The 24,256-nt window shown below is 66.7% G+C and carries 24 protein-coding genes; 3 read left to right on the top strand and 21 right to left on the bottom strand.

Annotated features, from left to right (window positions below; translation table 11 throughout):
- Positions 1 to 5 precede the first annotated feature (5 nt).
- From E3O57_RS07635 to prmC, 14 genes are all read right to left on the bottom strand, one after another.
- The gene (locus E3O57_RS07635; protein ID WP_103478788.1) at positions 6 to 776 is read right to left on the bottom strand and encodes a YaaA family protein; all 771 of its coding nucleotides are present in this window, start codon (positions 774 to 776) and stop codon (positions 6 to 8) included.
- 23 nt (positions 777 to 799) lie between these two features.
- The gene (locus E3O57_RS07630; protein WP_088455453.1) at positions 800 to 1,066 is read right to left on the bottom strand and encodes a F0F1 ATP synthase subunit epsilon; all 267 of its coding nucleotides are present in this window, start codon (positions 1,064 to 1,066) and stop codon (positions 800 to 802) included.
- Between the two features lie 2 nt (positions 1,067 to 1,068).
- Positions 1,069 to 2,532 (bottom strand): F0F1 ATP synthase subunit beta, encoded by a 1,464-nt coding sequence (gene atpD / locus E3O57_RS07625; protein WP_088455452.1) that lies wholly within the window; start codon positions 2,530 to 2,532, stop codon positions 1,069 to 1,071.
- Positions 2,533 to 2,550: 18 nt separating this feature from the next.
- Entirely contained in the window at positions 2,551 to 3,450 is a 900-nt protein-coding gene (locus E3O57_RS07620; RefSeq protein ID WP_088455451.1) for a F0F1 ATP synthase subunit gamma, read from the bottom strand.
- Positions 3,451 to 3,538: 88 nt separating this feature from the next.
- A complete protein-coding gene (gene atpA, locus E3O57_RS07615; protein ID WP_103459663.1) occupies positions 3,539 to 5,176 on the bottom strand; it encodes a F0F1 ATP synthase subunit alpha in 1,638 nt (545 codons plus the stop codon).
- An 87-nt stretch (positions 5,177 to 5,263) separates the two neighbouring features.
- Positions 5,264 to 6,061 (bottom strand): F0F1 ATP synthase subunit delta, encoded by a 798-nt coding sequence (locus tag E3O57_RS07610; protein ID WP_103478787.1) that lies wholly within the window; start codon positions 6,059 to 6,061, stop codon positions 5,264 to 5,266.
- A 5-nt stretch (positions 6,062 to 6,066) separates the two neighbouring features.
- Positions 6,067 to 6,624, bottom strand: a complete 558-nt coding sequence (locus E3O57_RS07605; protein WP_088455449.1) for a F0F1 ATP synthase subunit B — start codon at positions 6,622 to 6,624, stop codon at positions 6,067 to 6,069.
- Between the two features lie 11 nt (positions 6,625 to 6,635).
- Positions 6,636 to 6,866 (bottom strand): ATP synthase F0 subunit C, encoded by a 231-nt coding sequence (gene atpE, locus E3O57_RS07600; RefSeq protein ID WP_088455448.1) that lies wholly within the window; start codon positions 6,864 to 6,866, stop codon positions 6,636 to 6,638.
- Between the two features lie 57 nt (positions 6,867 to 6,923).
- The gene (gene atpB / locus E3O57_RS07595; protein ID WP_088455447.1) at positions 6,924 to 7,709 is read right to left on the bottom strand and encodes a F0F1 ATP synthase subunit A; all 786 of its coding nucleotides are present in this window, start codon (positions 7,707 to 7,709) and stop codon (positions 6,924 to 6,926) included.
- Positions 7,710 to 7,887: 178 nt separating this feature from the next.
- Entirely contained in the window at positions 7,888 to 8,388 is a 501-nt protein-coding gene (locus tag E3O57_RS07590; RefSeq protein ID WP_103478786.1) for a hypothetical protein, read from the bottom strand.
- Positions 8,385 to 9,611 carry an MraY family glycosyltransferase gene (locus E3O57_RS07585; RefSeq protein WP_088455445.1) on the bottom strand — a complete coding sequence of 409 codons (1,227 nt, stop codon included), beginning with the start codon at positions 9,609 to 9,611 and terminating at the stop codon, positions 8,385 to 8,387. The genes E3O57_RS07590 and E3O57_RS07585 overlap by 4 nt, the downstream gene beginning before the upstream one ends.
- Positions 9,611 to 10,309, bottom strand: a complete 699-nt coding sequence (locus E3O57_RS07580; RefSeq protein WP_103478785.1) for an L-threonylcarbamoyladenylate synthase — start codon at positions 10,307 to 10,309, stop codon at positions 9,611 to 9,613. The genes E3O57_RS07585 and E3O57_RS07580 overlap by 1 nt, the downstream gene beginning before the upstream one ends.
- Positions 10,310 to 10,427: 118 nt before the next feature.
- Positions 10,428 to 10,919 carry an N-acetyltransferase gene (locus tag E3O57_RS07575; protein ID WP_198416815.1) on the bottom strand — a complete coding sequence of 164 codons (492 nt, stop codon included), beginning with the start codon at positions 10,917 to 10,919 and terminating at the stop codon, positions 10,428 to 10,430.
- Complete coding sequence (prmC, locus tag E3O57_RS07570; RefSeq protein ID WP_103478784.1) at positions 10,916 to 11,758, bottom strand: peptide chain release factor N(5)-glutamine methyltransferase; 843 nt, start codon at positions 11,756 to 11,758, stop codon at positions 10,916 to 10,918. Before prmC ends, E3O57_RS07575 begins: the two co-directional genes overlap by 4 nt.
- Positions 11,759 to 11,975: 217 nt before the next feature.
- Between prmC and cysK the strand changes: the two genes are divergently transcribed.
- The 3 genes from cysK to E3O57_RS07555 all read left to right on the top strand — a co-directional run bounded on the left by cysK (position 11,976) and on the right by E3O57_RS07555 (position 14,674).
- Positions 11,976 to 12,914 (top strand): cysteine synthase A, encoded by a 939-nt coding sequence (gene cysK, locus E3O57_RS07565; protein ID WP_088455442.1) that lies wholly within the window; start codon positions 11,976 to 11,978, stop codon positions 12,912 to 12,914.
- Between the two features lie 41 nt (positions 12,915 to 12,955).
- A complete protein-coding gene (gene epsC / locus E3O57_RS07560; protein ID WP_103478783.1) occupies positions 12,956 to 13,534 on the top strand; it encodes a serine O-acetyltransferase EpsC in 579 nt (192 codons plus the stop codon).
- 126 nt (positions 13,535 to 13,660) lie between these two features.
- Positions 13,661 to 14,674: an isopenicillin N synthase family oxygenase gene (locus E3O57_RS07555; protein WP_103478782.1), complete on the top strand. Its 1,014-nt coding sequence runs from the start codon at positions 13,661 to 13,663 to the stop codon at positions 14,672 to 14,674.
- 7 nt (positions 14,675 to 14,681) lie between these two features.
- Here E3O57_RS07555 and E3O57_RS07550 read toward each other — a convergent pair whose 3' ends face one another.
- The 7 genes from E3O57_RS07550 to lysA form a co-directional block, all read right to left on the bottom strand.
- Entirely contained in the window at positions 14,682 to 15,164 is a 483-nt protein-coding gene (locus E3O57_RS07550) for a GNAT family N-acetyltransferase (RefSeq protein WP_103478781.1), read from the bottom strand.
- A 107-nt stretch (positions 15,165 to 15,271) separates the two neighbouring features.
- The gene (gene prfA / locus E3O57_RS07545) at positions 15,272 to 16,351 is read right to left on the bottom strand and encodes a peptide chain release factor 1 (RefSeq protein WP_088455438.1); all 1,080 of its coding nucleotides are present in this window, start codon (positions 16,349 to 16,351) and stop codon (positions 15,272 to 15,274) included.
- The gene (gene rho / locus E3O57_RS07540; protein ID WP_174776320.1) at positions 16,351 to 19,029 is read right to left on the bottom strand and encodes a transcription termination factor Rho; all 2,679 of its coding nucleotides are present in this window, start codon (positions 19,027 to 19,029) and stop codon (positions 16,351 to 16,353) included. Before rho ends, prfA begins: the two co-directional genes overlap by 1 nt.
- A gap of 295 nt (positions 19,030 to 19,324) precedes the next feature.
- Positions 19,325 to 20,278, bottom strand: a complete 954-nt coding sequence (gene thrB / locus E3O57_RS07530; RefSeq protein WP_088455437.1) for a homoserine kinase — start codon at positions 20,276 to 20,278, stop codon at positions 19,325 to 19,327.
- Entirely contained in the window at positions 20,275 to 21,396 is a 1,122-nt protein-coding gene (gene thrC / locus E3O57_RS07525; protein ID WP_370028224.1) for a threonine synthase, read from the bottom strand. The genes thrB and thrC overlap by 4 nt, the downstream gene beginning before the upstream one ends.
- Positions 21,396 to 22,733: a homoserine dehydrogenase gene (locus E3O57_RS07520; protein WP_088455436.1), complete on the bottom strand. Its 1,338-nt coding sequence runs from the start codon at positions 22,731 to 22,733 to the stop codon at positions 21,396 to 21,398. The genes thrC and E3O57_RS07520 overlap by 1 nt, the downstream gene beginning before the upstream one ends.
- Positions 22,730 to 24,196 carry a diaminopimelate decarboxylase gene (lysA, locus tag E3O57_RS07515; protein ID WP_103478780.1) on the bottom strand — a complete coding sequence of 489 codons (1,467 nt, stop codon included), beginning with the start codon at positions 24,194 to 24,196 and terminating at the stop codon, positions 22,730 to 22,732. The genes E3O57_RS07520 and lysA overlap by 4 nt, the downstream gene beginning before the upstream one ends.
- Positions 24,197 to 24,256 lie beyond the last annotated feature (60 nt).

Below are 24,256 nucleotides of genomic sequence, written 5' to 3'. Positions count from 1 at the left end.
TCATACTAGAGGTGACCGGCGACGACGAGTTCGAGTTCGCCGGCAGCGCCGGGCCGCAGGGCGAATCCGGCCGTCGGCGCCCAGGCGAGGAGCGCGTCGACGGTGTCGAAGGCCTGGCCGTGCTGCAGCAGCGCCCTGGTGAAGTCGCCCTTGGCCTTTTTGTTGAAGTGGTTGAGGGCGCGGGTGCGACCGTCGGCGCTCTCGGTCACCACCCGCAGGTAGAACCGCCGCGGATGCCCCGCCGCAGGTCCCAGCGACACGTACCCTTCCGAGCGCAGGTCGAGCAGCAGCCCGCCCGAACCATCGGACGCGGTGGCCTCGAGCGCCGCGGACACGTCGGCAGCCCAGTGCTTCTTGAGGGGCAGGCCCGGCAGCCGGGAGTCGTGCGAGAGCCTGTAGGCGGGCACGAGGTCGAGCCCCCCGACGGGTCCGAGTAGCGCGGAGTGCACCAGCAGGTGCCGGCCTGCGAAGTCGCGGGCCGCCGGCGACAGGGTGTCGGCGGCCAACGCGTCATAGAGCACCCCGGTGTACCTGTCGATGACCGGGGTCGTCGGGGAGGACAGCAGGGCGGCGTTGCGGTCGATCTCGGCGAGTTGGGTGCGGCCGAGCTTGAGGGCGCGCACGGTGGCGTCCTGGTCGGCGGCCAGCGCGGCCAGGGCGGTAGTGAGCATGTGGCGGCGACCGGTCAGCGCAGGGAAGGCCAGGGAGTCAATCGCCAGGGGCATGCAAACGCCGCCGGAGCGTTTCGTCTCCGACGGCGGTAGCAATACAAACACGAGGATCCTAAATCAGGCGGCGCCTAAACGAGTGCGGCCCGGCGGGCGACAATGGAGATGATGTCGTTGTCCACGGACAGGAACCCGTCGTCAGCCTCGGCGACGACCTTGGTTCCGTCCAGCAGCGTGATGCGAACCTCGCCGCTGGACAGGATGGCCAGCAACGGCTCGTGGCCGACAAGAATACCGATCTCGCCTTCCACCGTGCGCGCGACAACCATGGACGCCTCGCCGGACCAGACCTGCTGGTCCGCCGAGACGAGAGTCACGGTGAGCGAAGCCGAAGCCATGCTTAGCCGTTCTCCTTCTGGATCTGAGCCCACTTCTCTTCGACGTCGTTGATGCCACCGACGTTGAAGAATGCCTGCTCCGACACGTGGTCGAAGTCACCGTTGGCGATGGCCGTGAACGACTCGATGGTGTCCTTGAGCGACACCGTCGAACCCTCGACGCCCGTGAACTTCTTCGCCATGTAGGTGTTCTGCGACAGGAACTGCTGGATGCGCCGGGCGCGGGCCACGGTCACCTTGTCCTCTTCAGAGAGCTCGTCAACACCGAGGATCGCGATGATCTCCTGGAGTTCCTTGTTCTTCTGCAGGATCGCCTTGACGCGAACGGCCGTGTTGTAGTGGTCGGCGCCCAAGTAGCGGGGGTCGAGGATACGGCTGGACGAGGTGAGCGGGTCGACGGCCGGGTACAGGCCCTTCGACGCGATCTCACGCGACAGCTCTGTGGTGGCGTCGAGGTGCGCGAACGTGGTCGCCGGAGCCGGGTCGGTGTAGTCGTCGGCAGGCACGTAAATGGCCTGCAGCGAGGTGATCGAGTGGCCACGGGTCGACGTGATGCGCTCCTGCAGGATGCCCATCTCGTCGGCCAGGTTCGGCTGGTAGCCCACGGCGGACGGCATGCGGCCCAGCAGGGTCGACACCTCGGATCCGGCCTGGGTGAAGCGGAAGATGTTGTCGATGAAGAGCAACACGTCCTGCTTGGCGACGTCACGGAAGTACTCGGCCATGGTCAGCGCGGAGAGCGCGACACGCAGACGCGTTCCCGGCGGCTCGTCCATCTGGCCGAACACGAGGGCGGTCTTGTCGAAGACGCCCGCCTCTTCCATTTCGCCGATAAGGTCGTTGCCCTCACGGGTACGCTCTCCGACGCCGGCGAACACCGACACACCACCGTGGTCCTGCGCAACACGCTGGATCATTTCCTGGATCAGGACGGTCTTGCCGACACCGGCACCACCGAAGAGGCCGATCTTTCCACCGAGCACGTACGGCGTGAGCAGGTCGATGACCTTGATGCCGGTCTCGAACAGCTGAGTCTTGGACTCCAGCTGGTCGAAGGGCGGCGGCTTGCGGTGGATGGGCCAGCGCTCGGTGATCTCGATCTTCTCACCGGGCTTGGCGTTGAGGACCTCGCCGATGACGTTGAAGACGCGGCCCTTGGTGACGTTGCCGACCGGAACCATGATGGGCGAGCCGGTGTCCCGGACCTCCTGGCCGCGGACGAGGCCGTCGGTCGGGTTCAGGGCGATGGCGCGAACCAGGTCGTCACCGAGGTGCAGGGCGACCTCGAGGGTGATCTCGGTCGACTCGTCGCCGATGACGATGGTCGTCTTGAGCGCGTTGTACATGCCAGGGATCGAGTCGTGCGGGAACTCGATGTCCACGACGGGGCCCGTGACGCGTGCGATGCGGCCCACAGCGCCGGCTGTGCCCTCTTCGAGGACTGGCGCGATTGCGGTGTCAGTCATTGCTCTCTCTTCTCTGGATTAGTTCTTGGCGGATGAGAGCGCGTCGGCTCCACCCACGATCTCGGAAATCTGCTGCGTGATCTCGGTCTGGCGCGCATTGTTCGACAGCCGGGTGAAGTCCTTGATGAGCTTGTCGGCATTGTCGCTGGCCGACTTCATCGCCTTCTGGCGGCTGGCGTGCTCCGAGGCCGCGGACTGCAACATGGCGTTGAAGATGCGGCTTTCGATGTAGACCGGCAGCAGGGCGTCGAGCACGGTCTCGGGGTCCGGTTCGAATTCGTAGAGCGGCAGCGTGGCCGGCACGTCGCCGGCTTCACCCTCGACGACCTCCAGGGGCAGAAGGCGCACAACCTGGGGAACCTGGGTGACCATGCTCACGAAGCGGTTGTAGACGATGTGAATCTCGTCGACGCCACCGTCATCGGCTTCGCGCAGGAAGGCCGACAGAAGCGCGTCGCCGATCTCCTGGGCGGTGTCGAACTCGGGACGGTCGGTTCCGCCGGTCCACGACTGCTCGGACACACGACGGCGGAAGCTGAAGTACGCCAGGGCCTTGCGGCCGACGAGGTAATAGACGACGTCCTTGCCCTGGTTGCGCAGCAGCTCACTGAGCTGTTCAGCCTCACGAAGTACCTGCGAGCTGAACGCGCCCGCGAGTCCACGGTCCGAGGCGAAGATGACGACCGCGGCACGGTTGATGACCTCGGGTTCGGTGGTCAGCACGTGCTCGACGTTCGAGTAGGTGGCGACGGCCGACACCGCCTGCGTGATCGCACGCGAATACGGGGTGGAAGCCGCGACTCGCGCCTGCGCCTTCTGGATGCGCGAAGCGGAGATCAACTCCATGGCCCGAGTGATCTTCTTGGTCGTCTGGGCAGACTTGATCTTCTGCCGGTAGACCCGAAGTTGCGCTCCCATGTGTCTCCTGTGCTTGCTTAGATATCGTGTCGATGAGTGTCAAGTACCCGGTCCGAGCCACCTGGGGCGGCTCGGACCGGATGCGCGGTTAGCGCTTGTGCTTGACGATCTTTTCCTGGTTGACGTCTTCTGCCTTGGTTGCGACGAACTCTTCGCGGCCGACGGAAGCAAGGGGCTTGCCCTCACCGGTCTGGAATTCGCGCTTGAAGGTGTCAACCGCGGTGGTCAGTTCGGCGACGGTGTCGTCGCTGAGCACGTTGGTGTCGCGGAGCGTCGTGAGGATGCTGGTGGTGCGGCCGAGGAAGTCGAGCAGTTCGCGTTCGAAGCGCAGGATGTCCTCGAGGGGAACCTCGTCCAGCTTGCCGTTCGTGCCGGCCCAGATCGAAACGACCTGGTCTTCGACGGGGTACGGCGAGTACTGCGGCTGCTTGAGCAGCTCGGTGAGACGGGCGCCACGAGCAAGCTGGCGACGGCTGGCCGGGTCGAGGTCAGATGCGAACATCGAGAACGCCTCGAGAGAACGGTACTGGGCCAGTTCGAGCTTGAGGGTACCGGAGACCTTTTTGATCGACTTGACCTGGGCGTCGCCACCAACACGCGAAACCGAGATTCCCACGTCGACCGCGGGGCGCTGGTTGGCGTTGAAGAGGTCGGACTGCAGGAAGATCTGACCGTCGGTGATCGAGATCACGTTGGTCGGGATGTACGCGGCAACGTCGTTGGCCTTGGTCTCGATGATCGGCAGGCCGGTCATCGATCCGGCACCGAGCTCGTCGGAGAGCTTGGCACAACGCTCGAGCAGACGGGAGTGCAGGTAGAACACGTCGCCGGGGTACGCTTCGCGTCCCGGCGGGCGACGCAGCAGCAGCGACACCGCACGGTAGGCCTCGGCCTGCTTGGACAGGTCGTCGAAGATGATGAGAACGTGCTTGCCGGCGTACATCCAGTGCTGGCCGATGGCCGAGCCGGTGTACGGCGCGAGGTACTTGAAGCCGGCCGGGTCGGACGCGGGAGCCGCGACGATGGTCGTGTACTCCATCGCTCCGGCATCCTCGAGCGCACCCTTCACCGAAGCGATGGTGGAGCCCTTCTGGCCGATTGCGACGTAGATGCAGCGAACCTGCTTGTTGGAGTCGCCGGACTCCCAGTTCGCCTTCTGGTTGATGATGGTGTCCACCGCGATGGCGGTCTTGCCGGTCTGGCGGTCACCGATGATCAGCTGGCGCTGGCCACGGCCGATCGGGATCATCGCGTCGATGGCCTTGATGCCGGTCTGCATCGGCTCGTGCACGCTCTTGCGGTGCATGACGCCGGGAGCCTGCAGCTCGAGGGCGCGGCGACCGTCCGTGGCGATCTCACCGAGACCGTCGATCGGGGCGCCGAGCGGGTCGACGACACGGCCGAGGTAACCGTCGCCGACGGGAACGGAGAGGACCTCGCCGGTGCGGTACACCTCCATGCCTTCGACGATGCCGGCGAACTCGCCGAGGACGACAACACCGATCTCGTCTTCGTCGAGGTTCAGCGCAAGGCCGAGGGTGCCGTCCGCGAACTTGATGAGCTCGTTGGCCATCACGCCGGGGAGACCCTGCACGTGGGCGATGCCATCGCCCGCGGTGGTGACGTAGCCGACCTCGGTCGTTGCGGCCTTGTTCGGCTCATAGGACTTGACGAAGTCCTGGAGAGCGTCACGGATCTCATCGGGGCTGATCGTTAGTTCTGCCATCATCTTCCCTTTTCTGTACAGCAGTACAGGCTTTGTCTTTTCGACACGTTACCGTCTCGAGATATGTGTGTTCTGGCAACCCGAAGGTTAGCCAGCAAGCTGCAGTCTCAAGTCCTTGAGACGGGTGGAGACGCTGCCGTCAATGACGTCATCGCCGATCTGTACCTTGAGGCCACCGATGACGGATGCGTCGATGACCTGGTTGAGGGCGACGTTGCGTCCGTACCGGGCCGAGAGCGTCGCGGCGAGGCGGTCCAACTGCCCCTGCTGCAGCGCTGCCGCCACGGTGACCGTCGCAAGGATGCTGTCGGCCTGATCGGCGACGATGGTGGCCGCATCCGTGAGAAGCTCGCCGATACGGCGGCCGCGAGGCTGCTGCACCAGGTGGCGAACGATGACGAGGGTCTGGGGCGACACCTTGTCGGCGAGGAGCGCCTGGATGAGTCCGACCTTGGCTGAGGACTTACCCAGCTTGCTGGTCAGGGCCAACTCGAGTTCGGCATCCGAGGACACCGCCGCACCGAACTGGAACAGTTCGGATCGGATCGACACGTTCGGCTCGGCCGAATCCGCCGTCACCCGCAACGCCAGCTCTTCGAGCGCGGCCAGCAGATCCTGGTGGCTCGACCAGCGGCCGACAGCCACGCTCAGCAGCAATTCGAGAGCGGCGGGCGTGACGGTGGCACCGAAGACCGCACGAACGAGCGCGATCTTGTGTGACTCCTCCGCAGACGAATCGCCGAGAGCGGCGAGAAGCTGAGACGACTCACCGATGACCCGGCCGGCGTCGAACAGGTTCTCACCCGTCGCCAGATCAGCCCAGTCGGCGTGGGCGGCGAGTGCCGCCCGCGACGTGGCCAAGGCTTCTCTGGTGGCGCTTCCCATGTGTCTTAGTTCTTTCCGGCCGAAGGGGCCGTGTTCTCGGTGGCTTCGATGTCAGCGAGGAACCGCTCGACCATGGCGCTTGCACGCGCATCGTCGTTCAGGCTCTCCCCGATCACGCCGGAGGCGAGGTCGATGGCGAGGGATCCGACTTCACTGCGCAGCGACTGGACAGCGGACTGACGCTCGGCCTCGATCTGTGCCTTCGCGGTTGCCGTGATGCGGTTGGCCTCTGACGTGGCCTGTTCCCGCAGCTCGGCGAGAATGCGCTGACCGTCGGCGCGTGCCTGCTCGCGGATCTGGCCGGCTTCGACGCGGGCAACGGCCAGCTGGGCGGTGTACTGCTCGAGAGCAGCTTCGGCCTTGCGCTGGGCGTCGTCTGCCTTGGCGATGTTCCCTTCGATGGCCTCCGCACGGTCGTCAAGGATCTGACGGAAACGCGGGATCGCGAAGCGTACAAAGAAGACCATGACAACCAGGAGGACGACAAGCGACCAGGTGATGTCGTAGATGGCAGGAAGAAACGGGTTGGTTTCCGCTTCTGCTGCGAGAACAAGCTCAGGCATTGTGGTAATCCCTAGACGAAGATGAAGAATACGGCAACACCGATGAACGCGAGGAGCTCGGTGAACGCGATGCCGAGGAACATGGTGACCTGGAGACGGCCGGCGAGCTCGGGCTGGCGAGCCATGGCTTCAACGGTCTTTCCGGCGACGATACCGATGCCGATGCCGGGGCCGATCGCGGCAAGGCCGTAACCGACGGTCGCGATGTTGCCGGTGATCTCGGCGAGGATGGTGGGTTCCACTAGGTGTTTCCTTTCAATCGAAAAACGACGTCGGTCGACGTAGCCAGTTCAGTTGTGTCAGTGCTCTTCAGCCACGGCTTGTTGCACGTACACGGCGGTCAGAAGGGTGAAGATGTACGCCTGGAGGATGTAGACGGCGAATTCAACAAAGGTGAAGATGAACCCGAACGCGAGTGTTCCAACGCCGAAGAGTCCGACCCATCCACCGGCAGTGAAGAAGAAGAAGTTCGTGGCACTGAAGCACAGCACGAGCAGCAGGTGCCCGACCATCATATTGAGTAGGAGTCGCAGGGCCAGCGAGAGCGGCCGGACGATGAAGATGTTGATGAACTCGATCGGCGCGAGCAGGATGTAGATCGGCCACGGCACACCGGCGGGGAAGAGCGAGTTCTTGAAGAACTTGCCCGGTCCCAACGCCTTGATGCCGGCGTAGATGAACACGACGTAGGCGACGAGGCCGAGCAGCAGCGGCATCGCGATGATCGATGTTCCCGAGATGTTCATGAACGGCACCACACCGGTGATGTTCATCGCCAGGATGCCGAAGAACAGCCCGGCCAGGAGGGGCAGGTAACGCCGGCCCATGTCCTTGCCCAGGATCTGGTCTGCGATCTGCACCTGGACGAAGCCGAGGGCGAGCTCCGCGATGCTCTGGTTGCGACCCGGGACCCGGGTGGGCTTGCGCAGTGCGAACCAGAACAGGAACAGCATGAGCGCGATGGCCAGCAGTCGAACCAGGATGATGCGGTTGATCTCGAAGGGCGTGTCTGCGAAGAACAGCGCGGGGAGGCCCAGGAATTCGCCAATCCCCGGAGCGTGGAATTCGCCCTCCTCGGATGCCATGGGAATCAGCAAGTACGCAGCGTTAGACAACAGCGCTATCTCCTGTTTCTGTGCGGACGCACATAGGCGACAGTGGGGGAATTCGGTCTACGGCTCGGGGGCGCACACTGCCACCTGAGAGTGTTTTCACTTTACCAACAATCGCTCTTGGGGACTAATCGACGTGACCGGTGCGCGGTCAGCGCGCGGTCTCATTCGGTGCGCTCGGAAGCGTGACATTGCTCGCGTAACCCAGACGTGATTTGAAGACCACGATCACGTCGATGAGCATGGTGCCGACGGCCCCGGCGATCACCGTGAGGAAGAGCACCATCGTCTGCACGAAGGGGGCATCGCGCAGCAGGGCCAGGATGACGATGAAGACGACGATCTTCAGCAGCCAGGCACCCATGACGATTCCGAAGAACGCCGCGATGTCGAACCTCATCGCCCCGATGATGCTGGCGGCGGTGATGGACGCGAACAGAACAGCCAGAGCGGTGCCGATGAGGGCGCTGATGAGGCCCTCCGTTCCGGCGAACAGGTAGCCGAGGCCGCCGCCGATCACGGCGATCGCGATGGCCAGTAGTCCGGTGTACTTGAGGACCTCGGTGAGGATCTTCTTGGCATCCACCGGCGTCGTCCTGGTCGGTGTGGCTGGCGCGCCTGCGGAGTCGGGGGAATCGGGTGCGGGGGTCATACGGGCTCCTTGGCGTCAGACGCTTCGTCGAGGGGATCAAGCCGGGCAATGGTGGGGACGCCGATGGCGCCGGTCGCCGGGGCGAGCTGGCTGGCGGCCTCGATGGCCTTGCGGCGGCTCAGCGGGGCGAGGGTGACAACCGTGCAGATAACCAGGGCGCTCACCAGGAAGACGGTGGCCCACCAGGTGGGCAGACCGAAGAACACCGGGAGCAGGTAATAGAGCAGGCAGCCCACCGATGCGGCGGCGGTCCAGGCGTAGAAGATCAGCACGGCGTGCAAGTGTGAGTGCCCCATGTCCAGGAGCCGGTGGTGCAGGTGCTTGCGGTCGGCGCTGAACGGCGACTTTCCGGCGCGAACCCGCCTGAACACCGCCAGGCCGAAGTCGAGCAGCGGGATGATGAGGATCGCCACCGGCAGGATCAGCGGGATGAAGGCCGGGAACAGCTGGGACCGGTTGACGGCCGTTGGGTCGACCTGGCCGGTGATCGCGATGGCCGAGGTGGCCATCAGCAGCCCGACGAGGAGGGCGCCGGCGTCGCCCATGAACATCTTGGCGGGGCGCCAGTTCACCGGCAGGAACCCCACGCAGGCGCCGACCAGGATCGCGGCGATCAGGGAGGCGAGGTTGAAGTAGTTGGTGGGCGAGGTGTCGCGCACCAGCAGGTAGCTGTAGATGAAGAACACACCGTTGGCGATGAGCGCGACCCCGGCGACCAGCCCGTCGAGCCCGTCGATGAAGTTGATCATGTTCATCACGATGACGATGGCCATGACCGTGATCACGATCGACATCCAGGACGATCCGACGGTGAGTCCGCCGATCGGCAGGGAGAAGACCTGCACGCCCTGCCAGGCCACCAGGCCGGCGGCGATGAACTGGCCAAGCAGCTTGGTCATCCAGTCGAGATCCCAGATGTCGTCCGCGACACCGAGCAGCACGATGAGCAGGGCCGCGCCGAGGATGGCCATGATCTGGTGCGGGTCGGCGAAGATCAACCGAAGCGGCGCGAACTGGGAGGCCACCAGGTAGGACACCCCGAAGGCGACCAGGATGCCCAGGAACATGGCGATGCCGCCCAGCCGCGGGGTGGGCCGGGTGTGCACATCACGTTCACGGATCTTGGGGTACAGCCGGTACTTGTGGGTGAGCTTGAGCACCACGATCGACATGACGAAAGTCACGACCGCCGACACCACAGCCAACAGGAAGAAAAGGGTCATTACACGTCCACTGGGGCGAGAGCGTCGCCGATGACGGCCTCGATCGCGGCCCGGGAGATCACACCGTTCCGCACGATGACCAACTTGCCGCCGTTGGTGTCGAAGCCGGTGGCATCCACGATTGTGGAGGAGGTGTCGCCGGCGCGGTCGCCGATCGGCTCGTAGTCCAGTCCCGCGACTCCCCCGTCGAGGTAGACGGCGACACTGATGCCGAGCATCTCTTCTGCGCCGATGACGTCGATGGCCGAGGGTAGGCCGCTGGTGTTGGCGCTCGAGACGGCGAGTGGGCCGGTCTCGGCCAGCAGGTCCAGGGCCACCTGGTTGCGGGGCATCCGCAGGGCGACGGTGCCCTGGGTCTCACCCAGGTCCCAGACCAGGGAGGACTGCGCGGTGAGCACCACGGTGAGACCGCCGGGCCAGAACTCGGCGACCAGGGCGCGCACGGGCTCTGGCACGTCCTGGGCGAGGGCGTCGAGGGTGGGGATGCCCGGAATGAGCACCGGCGGGGGCGACTGGCGGCCCCGACCCTTGGCGTCGAGCAGTTTCTGCACGGCCTCGGGGTTGAATGCGTCCGCGGCGAGGCCGTAGACGGTGTCGGTGGGGATGACGACGAGCGCACCGCGGCCGATCGCCGAGCGTGCCAGTCTCATGCCCGTCGAGCGTTCCTCATCGACCGAGCAGTCATAGATACGTGTCATCGGGCACGATTCTAGTGCAGCCAGCCTGTGAGGGCCCGTCGACGGAGCCGGGGCGGGCTCTAGGCGCCGCGAACTGTGAGTCAAGGCCCGGTTTCGGCGGGTTTTGGGTGCTTTGCTCTCAGGTCGCGGGGTCGGTGAGGAGTTTTTCCATCACGATCTTCGTGGGCGCGTAGGCCAGGGATGCGTAGAGGGCCCGGGCCGTGGCATTGCGCGCGAAGACGTTCAAGGTGAGCTTGGCCGCACCGTGCCTGGCGGCTTCGGTCTCGGCCAGCAGCATCGCCAGGCGGCCGTGTCCACGGCCCCGAAACTGCTCGAAGACCACGAGGTCCAGGATCCACCAGTTGGTGGGGTCATCCGCCGGCCCTGCAGAGAGCCAGATCACGCCAACCTGCTCGCCCGCCACCGTGATGGCATAGACATGCTGACCGGCGGCGGGCACTCCACCCGGGAATTCGCGCCGGGTGGATTCGTTGGCCTTGTTCTCGGCCGCAGCCCGGCTGAGCCCGCCTGCCTCCAGGTCGTTGACGTAGTCGTCGGTGCTCGATAGTAGCCAGCCCGCGAGCTGCTCCTGACCGAGGAGCGCGAGTTCGCCCGTCGTGTGCACGCTCACGGGCGCAGGGCCGTGGTGCTGCGGTCGCGGGTGGTGAGGTCGCGGTGGGTAGCGGTGGCCCGCCAGCCGTCGGCGTCGAGGAGGGCACGGATCTCGGCGCCCTGCAGTTCGCCGTGCTCGATCACGAGCACTCCCCCGGCGCGCAGCAGGCGCAGGCCCGTCTGGGACACCAGGCGCACGATGTCGAGGCCGTCCGGCCCGCCGAAGAGGGCGTGGGCCGGGTCGAACAGCCGCACCTCGGGGTCGCGGGGGATGGCGTCGGCCGGGATGTAGGGCGGGTTGGACACCACCACGGAGACGGTGCCGTTCAACTCGGTGAAGGCGCCCGCGAGGTCGGCGAAGACCAGGGTGGCGTTCTCGGCGCCCACCTCGGTGAAGTTTCGGCTGGTCCACGGAAACGCGTCGGCCGAGTTCTCGCAGGCATAGACGCGGGCGTGCGGCACCTCGGTGGCCAGGGCCAGGGCGATGGCGCCGCTGCCGGTGCCGAGGTCCACCCCGATCGGCTCGGGGTCGGCCATCGAACGCAGGGCGTCGATGGCCAGCTGGGCGACCCCCTCTGTTTCGGGGCGCGGCACGAAGACCCCCGGTCCCACGTTGAGTTCGAGACCGCGGAACGGCGCCCGGCCGGTGATGTGCTGCAGGGGTTCGCGCTTCTCACGCCGCTGAACGAGGGCGACGATGGCCGCCGCATCGGTGTCGCTGAGGACGGTGCCCATAATGGCGCCGGCCTGAACCTGCCCGCGGCTCTGGCCGAGGACGTGACCGATCAGTAGGTCGGCGTCAATCTCGGCGCCTTCGATTCCCGCTCCGGTCAGGGCCGAGGTGGCGAAAGCCCGCATCCGCTCGATCGTCGTTGGAATATCGGACAGGGAGCCGGAGTTGCTAGGGGAAGGCGTCACAAACTGGAATCTTACGCAACTCCGGGGCACCCACTGGGTATCGTCGGGGCTCTAGGCTGAACGAGGCGCGCCAGAGCACGGCTTTCGTTACGGCACCACCCACCTGCGGAGCATCCGCACCAGTCGGCTCCAGGAGAGCCCCAGGAAAGGTCTACCGATGTCCGCACGGATTTACTCAGACATTACCGAAACTGTCGGCGGCACCCCGCTGGTGAAGCTCAACCGCCTGCCCGGCACCTCCACCGCGACGGTGCTCGCGAAGCTCGAGTTCTACAACCCTTCCAGCAGCGTCAAGGACCGCATCGGCATCGCCATCGTCGACGCCGCCGAAGCCTCCGGTGAGCTCAAGCCCGGCGGCACCATCGTGGAGGGCACCAGCGGCAACACCGGCATCGCCCTGGCCATGGTCGGCGCCGCCCGCGGCTATTCGGTCATCCTGGCGATGCCGGAGACCATGAGCAAGGAGCGCAAGATCCTGCTGCGCGCCTACGGCGCCGAGCTTGTGCTCACGCCCGGCTCAGAGGGCATGCGCGGCGCGGTGGAGAAGGCCAAGGAAATCGTCGCGGCCACCCCCGGCGCCATTTGGGCCCGTCAGTTCGACAACCCGGCGAACCCGGCCATCCACAAGGCCACCACCGGGGTGGAGATCTGGGACGACACCGACGGCGCCGTGGACCTGCTCGTGGCGGGAATCGGAACCGGCGGCACCATTACCGGCGCCGGCCAGCTGCTCAAGGAGCGGAAGCCGTCCGTCCGCGTGATCGGTGTCGAGCCCAAGGACTCCCCTATCCTCACCGGCGGCGCCCCCGGCCCGCACAAGATCCAGGGCATCGGCGCCAACTTCGTGCCGAGCGTCCTCGACACCCACGTCTACGACGAGGTCACCGATGTGACCCTCGCCGACTCCGTCGCCACGGCCCGCGCCCTGGCCACCGAAGAGGGCATCCTCGCCGGAATCTCGGGAGGCGCCGCAGTGTGGGCCGCTCTGGAGCAGGCCAAGCTGCCCGAGAACGCCGGCAAGACCATCGTCGTGATCGTGCCCGGTTTCGGCGAGCGGTACATCAGCACAGTCCTGTACGAAGACCTCGTCGACTAGGCACCATCCGCTGCTCAATCGACTACAGACAGGTGCCCGGCATGGGAGTGTTCGCACGCGTTCGCGAGGATATCGCGATGGCGCAGACGCACGACCCTGCCGCGCACAGCAAGGCGGAGGTCGTGCTCGCGTACAGCGGCGTGCACGCTGTGTGGGCCTACCGGATCACTCACCGGCTGTGGCTGGCAGGCCTGCGCCTGCCGGCCCGGCTGTTGTCGCAGTTCACCAGGTTCCTCACCGGCGTGGAGATCCACCCCGGGGCCACCATCGGCCGGCGCCTGTTCATCGACCACGGCATGGGCGTCGTGATCGGTGAGACCGCCGTGGTCGGGGACGACGTGATGCTGTACCACGGGGTCACCCTGGGCGGGAAGAGCCGGCACGGGGTTGTTGTCGGCGCCCGGCGGCACCCCCATCTGCACGACGGGGTCACCGTGGGCGCAGGCGCCAAGATCCTCGGCCCCATCACGCTGGGCGAATGGAGCACCGTGGGTGCCAACGCCGTCGTCACCAAGGACGCCCCGGCCCGGTCGATCCTGCTCGGAATCCCCGCGCGCGCGCAGCACGGCACCGCCGAGGAAATCAAGGCAGCGCGGGGCCTGCTCAAATCCGGCAACTGAACCCGGCTCGTCAGGTTTTCTGCGAACACGGGCGCCTCCGCGGACGTTCACCCGCAGATTCTTCGACCGCGGCAATCCGGTGTAACACCGGCCTGAATTCGTTTGGTTGTTGGCAGAATAGTTGTCATGACAACCTCAGCCGCCGCACCGTCGCTCCCGATCCTTGACTTATCCCGCCTCGACGCCGGAGCGGAGGAAGCCGAGGCGTTCCGCGCCCAGTTGCGCGAAGTCACCCACGAGTACGGGTTCTTCTACCTCACCGGGCATGGTGTGCCGGCCGATCTCATCGAACGGGTGATGACCACCTCACGGGCTTTCTTCAACCTGCCCGAGGACGACAAAATGGCCATTGAGAACCTGCAGAGCCCCCACTTCCGCGGCTACACCCGGGTGGGCGGCGAACTCACCCAGGGCAAGGTGGACTGGCGCGAGCAGATCGACATCGGACCGGAGCGCCCCGCCCTGGAGCTCACCCCGGACAGCGCCGACTATCTCCGCCTGGAGGGCCCCAACCAGTGGCCGGTGACCCTGCCCGCGCTGGAAGAGGTCATGACCTCCTGGCGCGAGGAGCTCAACGCCGTGGCGCTGCGCCTGATGCAGGCCTGGGCCCTCTCCCTCGGAGCCGACGAGCACGTCTTCGACGAGGCGTTCGCGGTGAAGCCGTCCACGCTGATCAAGATCGTGCGTTACCCCGGCAAGTCAGACCCCACCCCGCGGCAGGGCGTCGGCGCCCACAAGGACTCCGGCGTGCTGACGCTGCTGTTCGTCGAGCCGGGCAAGGGCGGGCTGCAGGTGGAGAAAGACGGCGAGTGGATCGACGCTCCCCCACTCGACGGCGCCTTCGTGGTGAACATCGGCGAACTGCTCGAGGTCGCAACCGACGGTTACCTCAAGGCGACGGTGCACAGGGTGATCTCGCCGTTGATCGGCGACGACCGCATCTCGATCCCGTTCTTCTACAGCCCGGCGCTGGATGCCACCATCCCGGTGCTCACCCTGCCGGAGGAACTGCACGCCCCCGGCATCACCGTGGACCCGGAGAACCCGATCTTCACCACCTACGGCGAGAACTCGTTGAAGAGCCGGATGCGCGCGCACCCGGACGTCGCGGCCATCCACCACGCCGACCTGCTCAAGTAGGCAGCGGTCAGCGCAGGTCCTTCGCGAACCAGTGCTCGGCGTAGGGTTCGGTGTTGAACGGAGCGACCTCCGCGTAGCCGGCTCTGGCATACAGGCGCCGGGCCTCGATGAGGTCTGTGCGCACCGCGAGCCGAAGTTGGGTGAGGCCGGCATCCACCGCCAGCTCGCTCAGATGATCGAGGAGCGCGGCCCCGGTGCCGGTCCCCCGCGCCTGTGCGGCCACGTAGACGCGAGTCAGCTCGCCGATGCCGGTGCCGACGAACCGCACACCGCCGCACGCGACCGGGACGCGGTCCAGCATCCCGAGCACGAGCAGACCGGTGCCGCCCTGCAGGTCGTGGCTCGGCTCATCCGCCATCGCGGACTCGACCTCAGCGGGCAGCGCGAGCCGCCCCCAATAACGGCCGACGATGTCCTCGTAGTAGGCCCACAACATGGCGGCGGCAGCGGCTGAACCCGGGTCGGTAGTGACAAAGGTCGGCCCAGGCATGATTGAGATCCTAGCGTTCCCCGACCGCACCGCTTTCTTAGGGCGGCGGGCCACCAAAAAAGGGCGCCCCGGCCGAAGCAGGGGCGCCCTTTCTGGTGCAGCAGGTGCTAGTCGTGGTCGCCGATCTCGGCGAGGCGGGTGGCCTCGTCGGCGGTGATGCACGAGTCGATGACGGCATCCAGGGCGCCGTTCATCACGGTGTCCAGGTTGTATGCCTTGTACCCGGTGCGGTGATCCGCGATGCGGTTCTCCGGGAAGTTGTACGTGCGGATGCGCTCTGACCGGTCCATGGTGCGGATCTGGCCCTTACGCACCAGCGAGGCGGCCTCGTCGATCTCTTCCTGCTGCCGGGCGAGGACGCGGGCGCGGAGGACCCGCATACCCGCTTCCTTGTTCTGCAGCTGGCTCTTCTCGTTCTGCATGGCCACCACGATCCCGGTGGGAAGGTGGGTGATCCGTACGGCGGAGTCGGTGGTGTTCACCGACTGGCCGCCGGGGCCGCTGGAACGATAGACGTCGATCTTGAGGTCGTTGGGGTGCAGCTCGACCTCTTCGGGCTCATCGACCTCGGGGAAGACGAGAACGCCCGCCGCCGAGGTGTGGATGCGTCCCTGCGACTCGGTGGCCGGCACCCTCTGAACACGGTGCACGCCACCCTCGTACTTGAGGTGCGCCCAGACACCCTCGGCGGGGTCAGCCGAGTTGCCCTTGATGGCCAACTGGATGTCCTTGATTCCGCCGAGGTCGCTGGTGGTCTGCTCGATGATCTCGGTTTTCCAACGCTTGGACTCCGCGTAGTGCAGGTACATGCGTAGGAGATCGGCGGCGAACAGTGCGGATTCCGCACCGCCCTCCCCCATCTTGATCTCCATGATCACGTCGCGGGCGTCCAGCGGGTCACGCGGGATCAGCAGGCGACGCAGCTTCTCGGCTGCCTCCTCCAGCTGGTCGGTGAGACCGGGGATCTCGTCGGCGAACGATTCATCCTCGTCGGCGAGTTCCCGAGCGGCCTCGAGATTGTCGCCAATCTCTTTCCACTCGTTCCACGCCGCGATGATGCGGCTGAGCTCGGCGTAACGACGGTTGACCTTTTTGGAACGGGCCGGATTCGCGTGCAATTCCGGGTCCGCCAGCTGGGACTGCAGTTCGTCGTGCTCAGCCTGCAGAGTCAGGACAGACTCGAACATCAGTGATCCTTGTCTGACCCGTTCGGGGTCGGCATCGACTTCTGAACCTGCATCAGGAACTCGACGTTGGACGAGGTCTCCTTCAGCCGGCCCAGGATGACCTCGAGAGCCTGCTGCTGTTCGAGTCCGGCCAGCGCACGGCGCAGCTTCCAGGTGATCTTGACCTCATCGGCGCTCATCAGCATTTCTTCGCGGCGGGTGCCGGATGCGTTGACGTCGACGGCCGGGAAGATCCGCTTGTCGGCCAGGTGGCGCGACAGGCGCAGCTCCATGTTGCCGGTGCCCTTGAACTCCTCGAAGATGACCTCGTCCATCTTGGACCCGGTCTCCACCAGTGCGGAGGCGAGGATGGTGAGCGAGCCACCGTTCTCGATGTTTCGGGCAGCGCCGAAGAAACGCTTGGGCGGGTACAGCGCGGATGCGTCGACACCGCCGGAGAGGATCCGACCGCTCGGCGGGGCCGTCAGGTTGTAAGCACGGCCCAGACGGGTGATCGAGTCGAGCAGCACGACAACGTCGTGACCCAGCTCGACGAGACGCTTGGCGCGCTCGATGGCCAGTTCGGCGACCGTGGTGTGGTCCTCGGCGGGACGGTCGAAGGTGGAGGCGATGACCTCACCCTTCACCGTGCGCTGCATGTCGGTGACCTCTTCGGGGCGCTCGTCGACCAGGACGACCATGAGGTGGACCTCGGGGTTGTTCGTGGCGATGGCGTTGGCGATCTGCTGCATGACGATGGTCTTGCCAGCCTTGGGCGGCGCGACGATCAGGCCGCGCTGGCCCTTACCGATCGGGGCGACGAGGTCGATGATGCGCTGGGTCAGCTTGCCCGGCTCGGTCTCGAGGCGCAGACGCTCCTGCGGGTAGAGCGGGGTGAGCTTCTGGAACTCGACGCGGCTGGCGGCTTCCTCGACGGTCAGGCCGTTGATGGAGTCGACCTTGACGATCGCGTTGTACTTCTGACGACCGTTCTGGTCACCCTCGTGCGGCTGACGGATCGAGCCGACGACGGCGTCACCCTTGCGCAGGTTGTACTTCTTGACCTGGCCGAGCGAGACGTAGACGTCGCTGGCACCCGGCAGGTAGCCGGAGGTGCGCACGAAGGCGTAGTTGTCGAGCACGTCGAGGATACCGGCGACCGGGATGAGCACGTCATCGTCGGTCAGTTCGGGCTCGAAGTCGTCGTTGGCGGTGGCGCCGCGACGCTTGCGGTCACGGAAACGGCTGCGGTTGTTGCGACCGTTCAGCTCGTCCTCCGGGCCGGAGTTGCGGTCCAGGCCCTGGTTGCGGTCCTGGCCCTGGCGTTCCTGCTGGGCGCGATCGCTCTGCTGGCGGTCGCCCTGGCGATCCTGCTGCTGGCGGTCCTGCTGCTGGCGGTCTTGGCCGCGGTTGCCGGCCTGGCGCTGGTTCTGCTGGCGGTCGTCGCCACGCTCGGCACCACGGTCATCCGACGTCTGCGGGGCACGGTCACCCTGGGCACGGTCAGCCTGGGCACGGTCGCCCTGGTTGCGGTCGCCCTGCTGGTTGCGGTCGCCGCCGCGGCTGCGGTTGCGGCTGCGTCCCTGGCGGGGCTGCTCGGCCTGCTCGTCGGACTGCTCGGTGGAGCTGCTGTCGGACTGCTCGGTCGGTTCGACCTGCTCGGCCGGTTCAACCTGCTCGGTCGGTTCGGCCTGCTCGGTCTGCTCGGCGCGTGCACCGCGCTGGTTGCGCTGGCGTCCGCCACGCTCGGAGCGTTCGGCGCGCACGACGCCCTCCGGACGCTGGATGCGCGACTCGGTGCTCTCGGCGGAGTCGGCCGAGTCGGTCGCAGCCGGTGCGGCTTCGAGTTCTTCAGGAGCCTCGTAGCCGTCTTCGGCGTTCTGGGCGTCGATCATGCTGCGCGCATCGAAGGCGTTGCGGGCGGTGGCGGCGCTGTTGTTGTTGTTGCGGTTGTTGCCGCCGTTGCGTCCGCCGTTGCGCGATTCGTTGCGGTTTTCGTTCCGCGATTCGTTGCGGTTCTCGTTGCGACCGTTGCCGCGACGGTTGCGGCCGGAACCGGCCTGCGCCTCGGTGGCGGGCTCTGCGGCCGGGGCGGCGACGGCTGCGGTGGTCTCGGCGACCGGAGCAGCGGCCTCGGCGGCGTTCGCGGTTGCGACGGCCTCGGCGATGGCGGCCTCGGTGATGGTGGCGGTGCTGGCGCGCTTGCGGGCCTGGCGGACCGGCTTCTCCACGACGGGTGCGTCGGCGACGATGTTGTCGGTGGCACCGGCGTAGGTGGTGGGGGCCGTGGTCTTGCGGGTCTTCGCGGTCTCCGGGACGATCAGGCCGAGGCCCAGATCTCCGTCGGCGTTGACGTGGGCGACGGCGGGAGCCGACGTGGCGGTGCTCACCCGGCGGGAGACCCGCTTCTTGGGCGCGGTCTCGGCGGGTACGTCGGTGACGACAGCGGCGGCCTCCACCGGGGCGGCCTGCGCGGGTGCGTCAGTGACGGCGGTGTCGATGACGGCGGCGTCGGTAGCTGCAGCCGACTCGGTCGTGTCGGACTGGTTCGCGGTGATTGCGTCCACGAGCTCTCCTTTACGAAGTTTGGATGCGCCCTGGATACCCAGTTCGCCCGCCAGAGCCTGAAGCTCGGCGACGCGAAGGGTGGTCAGGCGTGAGATGTCCACGCCGTTGGCGTGGAGATTGACGTTGGTCACGAAGTTTTATCCTTCCCCCTGGCTCTTACGAATTGGCCAGAGAAGATGTTGCAGCGCCGGTGGGCTGCGGGTGATCCAGTCCCACACAGTGGCGGATTGGAGTGAACACACACAGCCACGCACAAAAACGCGATAGCAGTGAGTTACAGGGAATACACCAGAGAACAGATCCGCGGTGGCGGTTTCTATCGGGTGCGCAACCACTCTAGCAGGTTCGGTCGGCAGTGCGCGTGCGCCGACACGCGAGAAGAGCCCCTTCCCGCCAAGCGGGAAAGGGCTCTGGTCTCGGCCGAAGCTAGGCGTCGGTGCGGATGACCGTGGCACCCTTGAAGTCGACGGCCAGCATCAACGTCTCCCAGGGCGTCTCGCTCGTCCGGGCCACCAGGTCGGCGGCCACCAGGCGCTGGCCGGGGTCGCTGGCCAGGACCAGGATCGACGGACCGGCGCCGGAGACGACGGCCGCGAAACCGTGCTCGCGCAACAGGGTGATCAGACGGTTGGTCTCCGGCATCGCCGCGGCCCGGTAGCTCTGGTGTAGCTTGTCCTCGGTTGCGGCGAGCAGCAGCTCCGGGCTCTGAATGAGCGCGGCGATGAGCAGCGCCGAGCGCGACAGGTTGAAGACGGCGTCCTCGTGCGGCACCGACTCCGGCTGCAGGCTGCGGGCCAGAGCGGTGGACATGGCGTGCACGGGCACGAAGACCATCGGCGAGACGCCGCGGTGCACCATCAGCTTCTTGTGCTTGGGGCCCTCCGGCGTCATCCAGGCGATGGTCAGGCCGCCGAACAGGGCGGGCGCCACGTTGTCCGGGTGCCCCTCCATCTCGGTGGCCAGCACGAGCAGCGCGTCGGAGTCGATCTCCACGATGCCCTCGAGCAGGCCCTTGGCAGCCATGATGCCCGAAACGATGGCGGCACCGGATGACCCCATGCCACGCCCGTGCGGGATCACGTTCTCGGCGACCAACTTGAGCCCCGGCAACGGGATCCCGTAGGCGGCGAAGGTGTGCGCGATGGCGCGCACCACGAGGTTGGTCTCGTCGGTGGGCACCTCCCCGGCGCCGACGCCGTGAACCTCGACGAACACGCCGGACTCGTCGGTCACCTCGACCTGCAGGTGGTCATAGTGAGCCAGGGCCAGGCCGAGGGTGTCGAAGCCGGGGCCCAGGTTTGCGGTGGTGGCCGGAACCTTCACGACGACCGAACGGCCCGCCAGCGCATTGCGTCCCACGACGGGGAGCGCCGTGGTCATTTCTGGCCCAGACCCAGCAGCTCGGCGATGGCGACGGTGTCGACGGGAACGATCGTGGGCTTCACGTCGCTGCCGTCCGCGGTGCGAAGTGCCCACTGCGGGTCCTTCAGGCCGTGGCCGGTGACGGTGAGCACCACGGTGGCGCCCTGGGGGATCTGGCCGGCGTCGGCACGTTCGAGCAGGCCGGCCACGCTGATCGCGGAGGCCGGCTCCACGAAGATGCCCACCTCGGCGGAGAGGATGCGGTACGCCTCGAGGATCTTCTCGTCGCTGATCGCGCCGAAGTAGCCGTCGCTGACCTCGCGGGCGTTCAGGGCGAGGTCCCACGATGCCGGGTTGCCGATGCGGATGGCGCTGGCGATGGTCTCCGGGTGCTCCACGCGGTGACCCAGCACGATCGGGGCGCTGCCCGCGGCCTGGAATCCGAACATCCGGGGCAGTTTGGTGGTGGCGCCGCGAGCGAGTTCTTCGCTGTAGCCGCGGAAGTAGGCGGTGTAGTTGCCGGCGTTGCCGACCGGGACGATGTGGATGTCCGGGGCGTCTTCGAGGACCTCGACGACCTCGAACGCGGCGGTCTTCTGGCCCTCGATGCGGTCGGGGTTGACCGAGTTGACCAGGTGCACGGGGTAGTTCTTGGCGAGGTCGCGGGCGATGTCGAGGCAGTCGTCGAAGTTGCCCTGCACCTGCAGCAGCTGTGCGTTGTGTGCGATGGCCTGGCTGAGCTTGCCCATGGCGATCTTGCCCTCCGGCACCAGCACGACGGCCTTGATGCCGGCGTGGGTGGCGTAGGCGGCGGCCGACGCGGACGTGTTGCCGGTGGAGGCGCAGATGACGGCCTTGGCACCGTCTTCGACGGCCTTGGAGATGGCCATCGTCATGCCACGGTCCTTGAACGACCCTGTGGGGTTCATGCCCTCGTACTTGACCCAGACCTTGGCGCCGGTGCGCGCGGAGAGCGCGGCGGCGGGGATCAGCGGGGTGCCGCCTTCGCCGAGCGTGATGATCGGGGTGGCGTCGCTGACGTTCAGCCTGTCGGCGTACTCGCGCAGCACACCGCGCCACTGACGGGACGGGGTCTTGACCATTTGGTGCTGACCGGTCTCTCGTTCGCTGGACATCAGACTCCTTCAACTCTCAAAACGGATGCGACATTGGTGACGACACTGTTCGCGGCAAGGTCGTTCACGGTCGCGGCAAGCGCAGCCTCCGTGGCCTCGTGCGTTCCAATGACTAGGGTAGCTGTGCCCGACACGGGCTCGTGACTGGCGGTTCCGGGCTGCTCGAGCGTCATCGACTGTTCGACTTGCGCGAGCGAGACGTGGTTTTTGCTGAACACTCCGGCGATCGTGGCGAGCACGCCGGGCTCATCCGTCACCTCGAGGGTGACGGCGTATCGGGTGGTGACCTTGCCGATGTCGAGCACCGGCAGGTCGGCGTGGCTGGAGGCCGCGTAGCCAGGGCCGCCCATCACGTGGCGGCGGGCGACGGAGACGAGGTCGCCGAGCACGGCGGAAGCGGTCTGCACTCCCCCGGCCCCGGCGCCGTAGAACATCAGCGGGCCGGCGGCCTCGGCCTCGACGAAGACGGCGTTGTTCGCGCCGTGCACCGAAGCGAGCGGGTGGCCGCGGTGCACCATGGCCGGGTAGACGCGGGCAGAGACACCCTGTTCGCCGGTCTCCGGGTCGGTGAGGCGTTCGCAGATCGCGAGCAGCTTCACGACGTAGCCGGCCTTCCGTGCCGACTCCATCTGCTGCGGGGTGACCTGGGTGATGCCCTCCCGGTAGACCTTCTCGAGGGGCACGTTGGTGTGGAACGCCAGGCTGGCCAGCAGGGCGGCCTTCTGCGCGGCGTCGTAACCTTCGATGTCGGCGGTGGGGTCGGCTTCGGCGTAGCCGAGTTCGGTCGCGGTGGCCAGGGCTTCTTCGAGGCTGTCGCCGGCCACATCCATCCGGTCGAGGATGAAGTTGGTGGTGCCGTTCACGATGCCGAGAATCCGGTTGACGGTGTCACCGGCGAGGCTGTCCCGCAGCGGCCGCACGATGGGGATGGCGCCGGCGACGGCGGCTTCATAGTTGAGCTGGGCGCCCACCTGGTCGGCGGCTTCGAACAGCTCGGCGCCGTGCTGGGCGAGCAACGCCTTATTGGCGGTCACGACGTCGGCGCCGGAGTTGATCGCCGTGAGGATGTAGCTGCGGGCGGGCTCGATGCCGCCCATCAGCTCGATGACGATGTCGGCGCCGAGGATCAGCGAGTCCGCGTCGGTGGTGAACAGCTCACGGGGCAGGTCGACGGTGCGTGGGGCGTCGAGATCGCGCACCAGGATGCCGACGAGTTCGAGGCTCGCGCCCACCCGGTTGGCGAGCTCGTCGCGGTGCTCGAGCAGCAGGCGGGCCACCTGGGCACCGACCGAACCACCGCCGAGCAGGGCGACACGCAGATTGCGGTATTCGATCATCGGGTAGTTTCCTTCATTTGATTGGTCGAGCTTGTCGCCCCAGTTCCGTTGGTCGAGCTTGTCGTGACCTTGTGAGTCGACCTCGCTAGACCTGCGTCCCGCGCCAGTAAGTCGTCAATCGTCTCCCCGCGCACGATGACCCTGGCCTTTCCGTCTAAGACGGCCACAACGGCCGGCCGACCCAGATAGTTGTAGTTGCTCGCCAACGACCAGCAGTACGCTCCGGTCGCGGGCACCATCACCAGATCTCCCGGCGCCACGTCCCCGGGCAGGTAGTCTGCGTCCACGACGATGTCGCCGCTTTCGCAGTGCTTGCCGGCGATGCGTACCAGCGCGGGCTCGGCATCCGACACCCGGTCGGCGAGCCGCACCGAGAACTCGGCGCCGTAGAGCGCGGGGCGGGCGTTGTCGCTCATGCCGCCGTCGATGCTCACGTAGAGCCGGGTGTTCTCGCCGATGCGCACGGGCTTGGTGGTGCCCACCTCGTAGAGGGTCACGCCGGCCGGTCCGATGACGACCCGGCCAGGTTCGATGGCGATCACCGGCACCGCGATGCCGCGGCGCGCGCATTCGGCGGCGACGATGTCGGCCAGGCCGGCGGCCAGGTCGGCGATCGGGCTGGGATCGTCGGTGCTCGTGTAGGCGATGCCGAAGCCGCCGCCGAGGTTGAGCTCGGGGACCGGGCCGTCGGTCAGCAGCTCGGCGTGCAGGCTGAGCAGGCGCGACGCCGACTCGGCGAAGCCGTCGACGCCGAAGATCTGTGAGCCGATGTGGCAGTGCAGGCCGAGGAAGTTCAGGCTCGGTTCGGCGCGGATCGCCGCGACCAGGGCCGGGGCGTCCTCGAAGACCACACCGAACTTCTGGTCCTCGTGCGAGGTGGCCAGGAATTCGTGGGTGTGCGCGTGCACGCCGCTGTTCACGCGGAGGCGCACGTTCTGCACGACCCCGTGCCGGGCGGCGGCCGCGGCGACCCTGTTTATCTCGACCGGGCTGTCGATGATGATGGTGCCCACACCCAGGCGGGTGGCGTCGTCGATCTCGGCGTGCGACTTGTTGTTGCCGTGGAAGCCGATCCGGCCGGGTTCAACACCGGCGGCCAGGGCAACGGCGAGTTCGCCGCCGCTGCAGACGTCGATGTTCAGGCCGGCGTCCACCATCCAGCGGGCGACCTCGGTAGAGAGAAACGCCTTGGCGGCGTAGTACACCTTGACGGTGGTGCCGATGCGGGCGAACTCGGTGTCGAACGCGGCGCGCAGCTCCGCGGCGCGGGTGCGGGCATCCGTCTCGTCGATCACGTACAGCGGGGTGCCGAATTCGGCCGCCAGCTCGGGGGCGCTGACGCCGCCGATCGTGATCGCGCCGGCGTCGGAGCGGTGCGCGGAGGAGGGCCAGAGGCCGTCGGCGAGCGTGTTGGCATCAGCTGGAGAGCTGAGCCACTCGGGGGCGAGTGGATTATGGGCCACGGGTGAAAACCTCACAGGAGTCAAGTGGGTGTCTCACGAAGTGGCGAGCGAACCCGGATT

The sequence above is a fragment of the Cryobacterium sp. TMN-39-2 genome (genome assembly GCF_004402745.1).
Lineage (GTDB): Bacteria > Actinomycetota > Actinomycetes > Actinomycetales > Microbacteriaceae > Cryobacterium > Cryobacterium zongtaii.
The sequence above is the reverse complement of the archived record's forward strand: the minus strand, read 5'-3'. Positions and strand labels throughout refer to the sequence as shown.

Excerpts from the sequence above, each read along its gene's own strand:
- E3O57_RS07605 (WP_088455449.1), bottom strand. The coding sequence starts at position 6,624 with ATGCCTGAGCTTGTTCTCGCAGCAGAAGCGGAAACCAACCCGTTTCTT.
- atpB (WP_088455447.1), bottom strand. The coding sequence starts at position 7,709 with ATGGCATCCGAGGAGGGCGAATTCCACGCTCCGGGGATTGGCGAATTC.
- prfA (WP_088455438.1), bottom strand. The coding sequence starts at position 16,351 with ATGTTCGAGTCTGTCCTGACTCTGCAGGCTGAGCACGACGAACTGCAG.
- thrB (WP_088455437.1), bottom strand. The coding sequence starts at position 20,278 with ATGACCACGGCGCTCCCCGTCGTGGGACGCAATGCGCTGGCGGGCCGT.
- prmC (WP_103478784.1), bottom strand. The coding sequence starts at position 11,758 with ATGCGGGCTTTCGCCACCTCGGCCCTGACCGGAGCGGGAATCGAAGGC.
- E3O57_RS07620 (WP_088455451.1), bottom strand. The coding sequence starts at position 3,450 with ATGGGAGCGCAACTTCGGGTCTACCGGCAGAAGATCAAGTCTGCCCAG.
- cysK (WP_088455442.1), top strand. The coding sequence starts at position 11,976 with ATGTCCGCACGGATTTACTCAGACATTACCGAAACTGTCGGCGGCACC.
- E3O57_RS07555 (WP_103478782.1), top strand. The coding sequence starts at position 13,661 with ATGACAACCTCAGCCGCCGCACCGTCGCTCCCGATCCTTGACTTATCC.
- E3O57_RS07580 (WP_103478785.1), bottom strand. The coding sequence starts at position 10,309 with ATGACACGTATCTATGACTGCTCGGTCGATGAGGAACGCTCGACGGGC.
- E3O57_RS07585 (WP_088455445.1), bottom strand. The coding sequence starts at position 9,611 with ATGACCCTTTTCTTCCTGTTGGCTGTGGTGTCGGCGGTCGTGACTTTC.
- E3O57_RS07630 (WP_088455453.1), bottom strand. The coding sequence starts at position 1,066 with ATGGCTTCGGCTTCGCTCACCGTGACTCTCGTCTCGGCGGACCAGCAG.
- epsC (WP_103478783.1), top strand. The coding sequence starts at position 12,956 with ATGGGAGTGTTCGCACGCGTTCGCGAGGATATCGCGATGGCGCAGACG.
- atpD (WP_088455452.1), bottom strand. The coding sequence starts at position 2,532 with ATGACTGACACCGCAATCGCGCCAGTCCTCGAAGAGGGCACAGCCGGC.
- E3O57_RS07590 (WP_103478786.1), bottom strand. The coding sequence starts at position 8,388 with ATGACCCCCGCACCCGATTCCCCCGACTCCGCAGGCGCGCCAGCCACA.
- thrC (WP_370028224.1), bottom strand. The coding sequence starts at position 21,396 with ATGTCCAGCGAACGAGAGACCGGTCAGCACCAAATGGTCAAGACCCCG.
- atpA (WP_103459663.1), bottom strand. The coding sequence starts at position 5,176 with ATGGCAGAACTAACGATCAGCCCCGATGAGATCCGTGACGCTCTCCAG.
- E3O57_RS07520 (WP_088455436.1), bottom strand. The coding sequence starts at position 22,733 with ATGATCGAATACCGCAATCTGCGTGTCGCCCTGCTCGGCGGTGGTTCG.
- E3O57_RS07610 (WP_103478787.1), bottom strand. The coding sequence starts at position 6,061 with ATGGGAAGCGCCACCAGAGAAGCCTTGGCCACGTCGCGGGCGGCACTC.
- E3O57_RS07550 (WP_103478781.1), bottom strand. The coding sequence starts at position 15,164 with ATGCCTGGGCCGACCTTTGTCACTACCGACCCGGGTTCAGCCGCTGCC.